Origin of the sequence: Streptomyces dysideae (assembly GCF_001514305.1) — a bacterium.
Classification (GTDB): Bacteria; Actinomycetota; Actinomycetes; order Streptomycetales; family Streptomycetaceae; genus Streptomyces; species Streptomyces dysideae.
In genome coordinates this window covers 1-8869 of the sequence record NZ_KQ949112.1, presented here as the reverse complement: position 1 = coordinate 8869, position 8869 = coordinate 1, and the positions used below count along the sequence as shown (strand labels likewise).

The following is an 8869-nucleotide window of genomic DNA, read 5'->3' as shown; positions in this document are numbered from 1 at the left end:
GCGACATCAGCAAGGCGGACGTGAAGGTGACGATCCGGGTGCCGGGGAGCGGCAAGCGGCGCCGCAGCGAGACCCGCACCTTCTCCTCGGTGACCTCGGGCCTGCTGGCGATGCGGGACTGGCTGCTCGCCGAGCAGGTCACCGTGGTCGGCATGGAGGCCACCGGCGTCTACTGGAAACCGGTGTTCTACCTGCTGGAACACGAGATGGAGTGCTGGCTGCTCAACGCCCGGCACATGAAGGCCGTGCCCGGCCGCAAGTCCGACGTGAAGGATGCCGAGTGGATCGCCCGCCTGGTCGAGCACGGTCTGGTGCGGGCTTCGTTCGTGCCCCCGGAGCCGATCCGGCAGCTGCGGGATCTGACCCGGTATCGCACTGTCAATCCCCTCGAGCTGTGGAGATCTTCTAAGCGGCCAGTCCCAGCGGGGAGTTGACCCGATGGTCGCGTTCGTAGTCGACCGGGCTCCGGTATCCACACACGCTGTGTAATCGGTGGGTGTTGTAGAACCCGGTGATCCAGGTGGCGATCTTCAGCCGGGCCTGGGTGCGGGTGGCGAAGGTGTGCCGGTGAACGTACTCGACCTTGAGCACGCTGTTGAACGCCTCGCTGACGGCGTTGTCGAAACACGACCCGACCCGGCCCATCGACTGGGTCACGCCGAGGCGTCGGCAGACTCGCTTGAAGCGTCGGGAACAATATTCCGACCCGCGGTCCGAGTGGAAGATCACGCCCTTCACGTCGCCGCCGCGGGTGGCCGCGGCCATCTGCAGCGATGCGACCACGAGCTCGGCGTCATGGTGGGTGCCCATCGCGTAGCCGAGCAGACGTCGGGAGAACAGGTCGATCACCGTGGCCAGGTAGAGCTTGCCCTCAGCCGTGACGATCTCGGTCATGTCGCCGCACCAGACCTGGTCCGGGGCGTCCGCGGTGAAGTCCCGGCGCACGAAGTCCGGCGCCGCCGGCCGTTTCCCGGGCCTGGTCAGCCCGTGTCGGCGGCTGACCTTCCGTCCGGCCAGGCCCAGTTCGGCCATGACTTTCGCGACGGTGTTCACCGAGATGCGCCACCCTTCCCGCACGAGCGTGATCCAGATCTTCGGCGAGCCGTAGGTGCCGCCCGAGCCGTCGAAGATGCGACGGATCTCTCCTCGGGCGTGAGCCCCTGGACCAGCGTCACGCAGTATGCCTCCAGCAGGTCCTCGTACTGCTCTTCCAGCCACGCGTAGTCCGCGGCGGTCGTCGTCCCAGTCATGCCCGAAGCATCGCACCCACTACTGACAACGCCCAACGCCCCTCGCCCACCGGTAAATCCGGTCGACGTCGACGCCCCTGACCTGCCACGATCCCCGCCATGACCGACACCCCACCCCTCGCCGAGGGCTACGAGATCTCCGCCGACCCCGACCGCATCGACGCCGAGTGCGTGCACCGCTGGCTGTCGACCGACGCCTACTGGGCGCTCGGGCGGCCACGGGAGCAGCAGGACCGGGCCATCGAGGGCTCGCTGAGCTTCGGTGTATACGACACGGTTTCGGAGGAGCAGGTGGCGTATGCCCGGGTCATCACCGACCGGGCGACCTTCGCCTGGCTGTGCGACGTCTACGTCGACCCCTCGGTGCGCGGCAAGGGCATCGGGACCGCGCTCGCCGGAGCCGTACGCGAGCACCTGCGGCCGTACGGGCTGCGCCGCATCCTGCTCGCCACGCACGACGCGCACGGGGTGTACGAGAAGGCCGGGTTCGCAGCGCTGGAGAAGCCGGACCAGTGGATGGCGCTCGTTTTCTAGCGACTTGTCCGCCTGGTCCTGACCTTGAAGTAAGATTTCGCACACCCTCGGTGATGCCCGTACAATGCCTCTTGACCTGCGGACTTTCACGACTCACCATCGCCGCATGTCACTTCGGGTCACGTTCGTCGCCGCCGCGCGCAGCTCGCCGCTGCTGGCGGAGCGCTTCGAGGACGACCGGCCGCTGGATCAGGCCGGCTGGGACGAGGTGCAGCGCGTCGCCCACGATCTGGTGCCACTGGCGGCGGCCGACCTGCGCTACTGCTCGCCGACGCCACGCAGCCGCGCGACCGGCGACGCCCTCGGATACTCGCCGCTCGTGCAACTCGCCCTGCGGGACTGCGACATGGGCCGCTGGCGTGGGCTGACTCTCGGCGAGGCGATGGCCCGTGAGCCGGGGGCGGTGGACGCCTGGCTCGCCGACCCGCGGGGCACGCCGCACGGCGGTGAGTCGTTGCTGGCGTTCATCAGCCGGGTCGGCGGCTGGCTGGACACCCGGCCCGTGGAGGACGGCGGCCGGGTCGTTGCCGTGGCCGAGCCGTCCGTGATCCGGGCCGCCCTGGTGTACGCCCTGAAGGCGCCGCCCGCGACGTACTGGAACCTCGACGTCCGCCCCCTGTCGACGACCACCGTGACCGGCCGGGCGGGCCGCTGGAACCTGCGCTTCGACGGGACGCCGATTCAGTCCTCGCGGGCGTAGTCCGTCGTGATGACCAGGTCCTTCGCGGGACCGCCCACGCGCCACACGGACCGCCAGTGGTCCGCGTCGAGGACGGTGAACTCGCCCCGGTAGAGGTCGGCCGCGCACGGGTGGTCGGCGATGTGCCGTCCGGATGTCAGGTCCAGGTCGTGGAAGGGGCGTCCGTCGGCGAAGCGGACGTCCACAACCCCCTCGGAATCCCCTGGGAGGAAGCGCAGCGTCCGTTCTGCGGGATGTGGGACGCCCTGCCAGGTGAACGTGCCCGACTCGTGGTGCAGAAGGCCGCCGCCCTGCAGTGGGCCGAAAACCGTCGTGCCGGAGAACTCCCCCTCCGCACCGCTCACTTGATCCCGCACCGATCGGGCGACCCGCCAGCTCCCGGCCAGATGGGTCAGCGCGTCGGGCACTGGCCAGAACTCGCCCATCCGCTCCTTCTCTCCGTCACATCCGTTGCTGTGCGAACCATTGACGCTCTTGGGTCCCCTTACCGTTCGAAGTGCTGATCGTTGTCTGATATTTCGAACATCGAGCCGCGGAGTATCCATGTCACGCACCCCCCCCCGCACCCGCTGGAGACTAGGTCTCACCGCCACCGCCCTCGTGGTGGCGGCCGCCGCGGTCCCCGCACCCGCGCACGCCGAGGATGTCACCGACTACGCGATCACCGTCGCCCCGGCCGCGCGCGGCGCGAAGATCGACGACACGACGGGCGATACCGACCCTGCGCACCATGCCGCCCGACAGGGCCTTCATCCTGTCGTCGGCGCGGTCCGCCAGACCCACCCGCTCCACGGCGCGCTGCACCGCCGCGGGGATGCTCGATTTGGGCACCTCCTTCAGCCACGCCATGTACTCGACGAACTCGCGCACCGTGAAGCGCTTGTAGTAGCCGAACTCCTGCGGTAGATAGCCGATTCGGCGGCGCACCGCACGGTGCTCGCCCATGCCGCCCACGGACTCGGCGAGCAGCTCAAGGCTGCCCTCGGTGGGGCTCAGCACGGTGGCCAGCGTCCGGATGAGGGTGGTCTTGCCCGCCCCGTTGGGGCCGAGGAGTCCGTGGACGCCGATGCCCAGCGAGAGGTCGAGGCCGTCGACGGCCATCCGTTTCTTACCGACCTCGACCTTCAGCCCGGTGGCCTGGATCTCCCAGGCGTAGGCCGTCGGTGCGATGTCGGCCGCGCTCACGGCGGACGTCATGTGGTGTTCCTTTCGCATGTTCTTTCCGATGGTCATCGATGAGCTCCCAGCACGGTGTACGCGCCTCGGCGGGCGATCACGACACCGATACCGAGCGCGAGGATCAGGCCCCACGCAGGCAGACCGCCCGTCTGAAGGGCGAAGGTCGTACGGCTGGTGGCCATGGTCGGCGCCACGACCACACCGACCCACACAGCGGCCAGCACGAAGGCGGCGCGGGTCACACCGACGACACCGCCGAGAGCCAGGGTCGTCGAGGTGAAGGCCAGACAGGGCAGCAACCACTGCACCACCATCACTCCCGTCGCCCAGCCGCCCACCAGCAGCGCGGGAACGACCACACCGAGCACGGACGCGGTGCGCCGCAGCACCAGATAGAGCCCGACCCTGGGCACCGAGGCCGTCAGCTCGTACGCCGGGTCCAGACCGCGCGACCAGGACGCCGCGACGCCGAGCACGGGCAGGACCGGCGCGAGCAGCAGCACCAACGACACCTCGCCGGAGCCGGTGTCGGCCAGTTCGAGCAGCAGGGCCAGCAGCGTCATGCCCAGGACCATGGCCAGCCACGGCACCATCGTGGGCGTCATCCACCTCGACAGCCGCGCCGACCAGCGCCGTCGGCGCGGCATGGTGGCAGTGACCGCCAGTTGGGGTTCGAGGCCTGACCACACGGTGTCGACGAGCGACGCCACGGCGGGCACCCCGACACCGACAGCGGCAGACAACTGGTCACGGCACACCCGGCACATCTCCAGATGCGCCTCCACGGCCCACACCTCGTCGGCGGAGAGGTCCGCGCCGCCGCGCACGTACCCCTCGATGATCCGCTTCGATGCGTGTTCGATACTCATGCCAGCACCCTCCGCATCTCGATACGGGCCCGGCGGGCACGGGTCTTGACCGTGCCCTCGGGCAGCCCGAGCAGGACCGCGGTCTCCCGGACGGACAGCCCGTCGAGCACCATCGCCTGCAGTACCTGTCTCAGCTCCGGCGCGAGGCACCGCAGCGCGTCCCCGACCTCACCGCCGACGGTCTCCGCGAGCGCCAACTCCTCGGCGGCGGGCGCCACTTCGGGCGGAGCGGCGCCCGGCGGTGGCTCCGCGTGGTGAGCCCTGCGCCGGAACGCGTCGACGAGGCGGCGCGCCGCGATCGTCCACAGCCAACCTGTGGCCGTCCCTCCGACCGCGGCCCCGGCGAACGCACCTGCCGCGCGCCACACCGCCAAGTAGGTCTCCTGCATGACCTCGGCGACGATCTGCTTAAACAGCCGGGCGTGCGGGGCCAGGACCCCGGTGATCACGCTGGTGATCTGCGTGTACTTCACCTCGAGCCAGCGGCGTTCCCACTGTTCGAGTTCGTCGGCACCTCGCAGAAGCGGTAGCCGCGCTCGAACGACCACACCAGCGGCGGCCATGCCTTCTCTCCGGCGAGTTCGTGGTAGGCGGCCAGCCCGCGCACCAGCTGGGAGCGCGAGAGTTCGGTGACCGCCATCAGTCGCGTCCTCTTCAGCCCAGCCGGGGCGACCTCCGTCAGCACCGTCCGGTTCGCATCCGCGTGACGGTCGGCCGCGGGTGAGCGGCGCCGGTCACGCTCCGTCCTGCGGCGTGCTCGAGCTACCCCAGCGCCGATCGCACCCGCGCGATGTTCTCGGCCAGCACCACTTGCTCGTCGTCGGACAGGGTGCGTCCGCGCAGGCCGGGAACCCCCCGGTTCGTGGTGGCCACGAAGGCGTGGCAGGCCCCGACCAGGTCGAGGAACTCGGCCGTCCGCTCGAAGTGCCTGATGATCGGGGCGAGTTCGCTGGCCCGCTCGAACTCCTCACGGGCCTGACGGCCCTGCTCGACCTGGGCATGGATGACCGACTGCCGCGCCCGGTCGTCCGTCATCGCCTTGAACGCGACCCCGGGCCGGTGCAGCAACCTCGTTGTGGCCTCCGCGGCCACCTGCTCGTCGTGGGCCAGGTCCCGGATCGCCTCCACCCTCGCCGGAGTCACCGCCGAAGCCACCCCGAACTGGCGCGAAACCTGAAACGGGACCAAACACCAACCCACGAACCAAACACTCAGTACTTCCCGTTTCCGGTCCTCCGGATCGGCGTGAAGCGGAGTCGCTTTACGGGTGGACAGTTCAGCAGATGACAGACGGTCGTTGCGGGACATCAAGAGATGCGTCCCGCAACGACCGTCAGCCGAATGGCGATACCGAGGCTACTCCGCCGAGGCGGCGGGAGTGGGCGGCTACCTGGTCTTGAACCGGTCCGGACGCACGAAGTCCAGGCCCTCGATGGTCTGTTTGCCGAGCGCCTCGTGGGCGGCGATGTGGCCATAGCCGGTGGCCATTTTGAAGCCCTTTCCGGAGAATCCGGTGGCACAGTAGACCCTGCTGTTCTCATCCAGCCAGCCGAGAAGGGGATGTCTGTCCTCGGTGAAAAGGTCGGGGAAGGCATCGGAGCGCACGACGGTGGGGATCAGGCCGGGGAAGAATTCGGTGACGATCTCGGTGACCTTCTCGATTTCTTCCCGGGTGAGTTCTCTGGGCACGGAGTCCGGGTCGGAGGTTGCCCTTGCGCGCCCGGCCAGCGGTCCGTCCACCGATGCCTTGACCGTCACGCCGTCGACGGCGGGTGCGCCGTACATGGAGCGATCCTCGTACCACCGGCTGAAGGCGGGGAAGTTCTCTGGCGAGAACTGCGTGCCGTCTTGGGCGATGAACCAGGTCAGGACGATCCGATGGGTTTCCGTGACGGCCTTGAGGTGGTCGGGCATGAGCCTTCGGGACCAGCCGCCCGAGGCGACGATGACCTTCTCGAACGTCCAGGTTCTGTCGCCCGAGGTGACGACGACGCCGTGGTCGGTTTCGGTGATGCTGTCCACGGGTGTGTTCTGAAGGACGGTGGCGCCGTTCGCCTGGGCCGCCGCGACGGCGGCGCTGACGGCGCGGTCGGTGCGCAGAACGCCGGCGTGGGGGTCATAGACGGCGCAGTCGTCGGGGCGGAGGCTGTGCTGGGGGTAGCGTTCGGCCATGTCCTCCCGGCTGAGGACGTAGTGCTCGGCTCCGGTGATGCGTGTTGCCTCGAGCAGGCTGTTGATGAAGCTGCCGTTCGCGGTCCCGATGGACAGGCCCCCGGTAGTGGTGAGGATTTCCTGCCCGGTCTCCGCTTCGAGCTCGGTCCACAGGCCGCGGGAGCGTTCGATGATGGGGTAGTACTCGGGCCTGCCGAGGTAGATCATGCGGAACAGGCGGGTGTCCCCGCCCACCGCACTGCGGCCGTGAGCAGGGGTGGCTGCCTCGAAGCCCACCACCGAGTCGGACAGCCGGGAGGCCTGCCACAGGGCCATGCTTCCGATGCTGCCCAGGCCGATGACTGCGAGTTTGGCGTCCATGAGAGCAGTTTCCTTTCGTTACTCGTGAAGTCCGGCGAGCCTGCTGCCGAATCTGGCCAGGAGTGAGGTCGTGCTGGAGCCCCTGCGCTCTTCCCACTGGTCGGCAATGCCGAAGAGCCGGTACATGGCGTGAACGCCCAGCCAGCGGATGGGTTCCGGCTCCCACTTCCGTGCCCGGTAGCCGACCCAGGGAAGGGTGGTCCGTTCGGTTTCCTTCTCGAAGGCGAGTTCCACGAGAGTCCTGCCGCCGACGTAGGCAGACGTGACACCGTGTCCCGCGTAGCCGGTGGACGAGCCGATCCCCGATGCCGGGTCCCAGTGCACGCCGCCGTTCCAGTCCCGCGTGACGCCCAGGACTCCCGACCAGGCGTGGTCCACCTCGAACGGGATGTCCGGGAAGAAGGTACTGAGCTTCTGCGAGATCAGGTCGATGGTGGACTGGGCGGTCGCACCGGCTCCCCCTGTGCCGGACCCGAAGCGGTAGGGGACACCGCGGCCCCCCATGGCGATACGGCCGTCCGATGTCCGCTGGGCGTAGATGAACGTGTGCGCGGAGTCGCTGAGGCACTGCAGCCCGTCCCAGCCGATCTGCTGCCATGCCGCCTCCGACAGGGGCTTGGTCACGATCAACGAGGAATTGACCGGGATCAGGGTCCGGCTGCCGAGCAGCTGTCCCGAATAACCTTCGGTGCAGATGAACGTCTTGGCCGCGGTGACACGTCCGTTGGCCAAGGTGAGGGTCTTGCCCCCGACACTGTCCACTCGGCTGCCCTCGTAGATCCTGACGCCCATGGAGGTCAGGGTGTCGGCGAGGCCGTAGACGAGCTTCGCGGGGTGGAACCGCGCACAGTGCTTGTAGAAGAGCCCGCCGTGGACGGTGGAAATGTTGATCCGGCTGCGGAACTCGTCCCGGTCGAGCATGTGGACTTCGTCGTCGGTCAACCCGTACTTCAGGTCGGCATCACGCCTGGCGACAAGCCGGCCCAGCCCCGCCTCCGTGTGGGCGGCGACGAGCGCGCCGCCCTTGTGCTGATCGGCGTCGATACCTTCGGCCCGGAGGATGTCCAGGACCGCGTCGACGCCGGCGACGAACTCCTGCTGCAGCGCCCGGCTCGCCTCCAGCCCGCCCCCGGCGCGGGCGAAGGTGGCACGGTTTCCCGGAGGCATTGCCGAGAGCCAGCCGCCGTTGCGTCCTGATGCGCCGTAGCCCACCTGTTCGGCCTCGAAGACGGCGACCGAGAGCGACGGTTCGAGCTTCTTGGCGAAGTGCGCCGCCCAGAGGCCGGTGTAGCCGCCGCCGACAATGGCCACGTCGACGGAGTCCTGGCTGGTGAAGCGAGGGAATGAGGGCCTCTTGTCGGCCAGTCCGGCCACCCAGAAGCCGAGTTCTCCGTTTCGGGGTGGTACCGCAAGGGCGTTCATGGTGTGTCCTTCATCTGTCTCTGGGAACCGCGTGGGTCGCTGCTGGAAGGCGGTGTGGCCGCCGTCGACGGGGTGCGTTGCCCCGGTGATGTACGAGGACTCCGACAACGCGAGGAACAGGACGGCATCGGCGATCTCCTCAGGAGTGGCGAGGAGCTGCGGCGGGATCTGCCCCTCACGCTCACGGCGGATGGCCTCTGGCTCGGACCTGCGCCGGCAGGACGCCTCAATGACTCGGCCGACGCTGTCTTGCCTCGCGTCGGCCAGCAGGATCTGCACCGGGTGTCGATCGTGCCGGCCGAGGGCGTCGAGTGCCTGTTGAAGCCGGGCCACCGCCGCACTGCTCATGATTGGCTCGCCGCTACCCAGCGGTGCAGATGACC

10 protein-coding genes and 3 pseudogenes are annotated in these 8869 nt (G+C 68.7%); 3 read left to right on the top strand and 10 right to left on the bottom strand.

Annotated features, from left to right (window positions below; genetic code table 11):
• Positions 1 to 413 (top strand): annotated as a pseudogene (locus tag AQJ91_RS39470) (IS110 family transposase); the annotation flags it as partial.
• On the opposite strand, the gene AQJ91_RS39465 reads toward AQJ91_RS39470, so the two are convergent.
• Positions 406 to 1179 carry an IS3 family transposase gene (locus tag AQJ91_RS39465; protein ID WP_407696993.1) on the bottom strand — a complete coding sequence of 258 codons (774 nt, stop codon included), beginning with the start codon at positions 1177 to 1179 and terminating at the stop codon, positions 406 to 408. The pseudogene AQJ91_RS39470 and the gene AQJ91_RS39465 overlap by 8 nt on opposite strands.
• A pseudogene (locus AQJ91_RS58565) lies at positions 1155 to 1250 on the bottom strand (DUF6461 domain-containing protein); the annotation flags it as partial. The gene AQJ91_RS39465 and the pseudogene AQJ91_RS58565, both read right to left, overlap by 25 nt.
• A 99-nt stretch (positions 1251 to 1349) precedes the next feature.
• Between AQJ91_RS58565 and AQJ91_RS39460 the strand changes: the two are divergent.
• Together AQJ91_RS39460 and AQJ91_RS39455 are read left to right on the top strand one after the other, a co-directional pair.
• A complete protein-coding gene (locus AQJ91_RS39460) occupies positions 1350 to 1784 on the top strand; it encodes a GNAT family N-acetyltransferase (RefSeq protein ID WP_067032007.1) in 435 nt (144 codons plus the stop codon).
• Between the two features lie 106 nt (positions 1785 to 1890).
• Positions 1891 to 2484, top strand: a complete 594-nt coding sequence (locus AQJ91_RS39455; protein ID WP_067032004.1) for a histidine phosphatase family protein — start codon at positions 1891 to 1893, stop codon at positions 2482 to 2484.
• Here the strand turns inward: AQJ91_RS39455 and AQJ91_RS39450 are convergent.
• The 8 genes and pseudogenes from AQJ91_RS39450 to AQJ91_RS39420 form a co-directional block, all read right to left on the bottom strand.
• Entirely contained in the window at positions 2466 to 2909 is a 444-nt protein-coding gene (locus tag AQJ91_RS39450) for a DUF6314 family protein (protein WP_067032001.1), read from the bottom strand. The two genes, AQJ91_RS39455 and AQJ91_RS39450, sit on opposite strands and share 19 nt — an antisense overlap.
• A gap of 268 nt (positions 2910 to 3177) precedes the next feature.
• Positions 3178 to 3717 (bottom strand): annotated as a pseudogene (locus AQJ91_RS39445) (ATP-binding cassette domain-containing protein); the annotation flags it as partial.
• The gene (locus AQJ91_RS39440; protein WP_067031998.1) at positions 3714 to 4532 is read right to left on the bottom strand and encodes a zf-HC2 domain-containing protein; all 819 of its coding nucleotides are present in this window, start codon (positions 4530 to 4532) and stop codon (positions 3714 to 3716) included. The gene AQJ91_RS39440 and the pseudogene AQJ91_RS39445, both read right to left, overlap by 4 nt.
• A complete protein-coding gene (locus AQJ91_RS39435) occupies positions 4529 to 4990 on the bottom strand; it encodes an RNA polymerase sigma factor (protein ID WP_067032242.1) in 462 nt (153 codons plus the stop codon). The genes AQJ91_RS39440 and AQJ91_RS39435 overlap by 4 nt, the downstream gene beginning before the upstream one ends.
• Before the next feature lie 11 nt (positions 4991 to 5001).
• Positions 5002 to 5172 (bottom strand): hypothetical protein, encoded by a 171-nt coding sequence (locus tag AQJ91_RS54070; RefSeq protein WP_159054760.1) that lies wholly within the window; start codon positions 5170 to 5172, stop codon positions 5002 to 5004.
• A 122-nt stretch (positions 5173 to 5294) separates the two neighbouring features.
• Positions 5295 to 5840, bottom strand: a complete 546-nt coding sequence (locus tag AQJ91_RS39430) for a DUF6192 family protein (protein ID WP_407696991.1) — start codon at positions 5838 to 5840, stop codon at positions 5295 to 5297.
• Positions 5841 to 5918: 78 nt separating this feature from the next.
• A complete protein-coding gene (gene solA / locus AQJ91_RS39425) occupies positions 5919 to 7064 on the bottom strand; it encodes an N-methyl-L-tryptophan oxidase (protein WP_067031992.1) in 1146 nt (381 codons plus the stop codon).
• A gap of 18 nt (positions 7065 to 7082) precedes the next feature.
• The gene (locus AQJ91_RS39420) at positions 7083 to 8834 is read right to left on the bottom strand and encodes an FAD-dependent oxidoreductase (RefSeq protein WP_079085560.1); all 1752 of its coding nucleotides are present in this window, start codon (positions 8832 to 8834) and stop codon (positions 7083 to 7085) included.
• Positions 8835 to 8869: the final 35 nt, after the last annotated feature.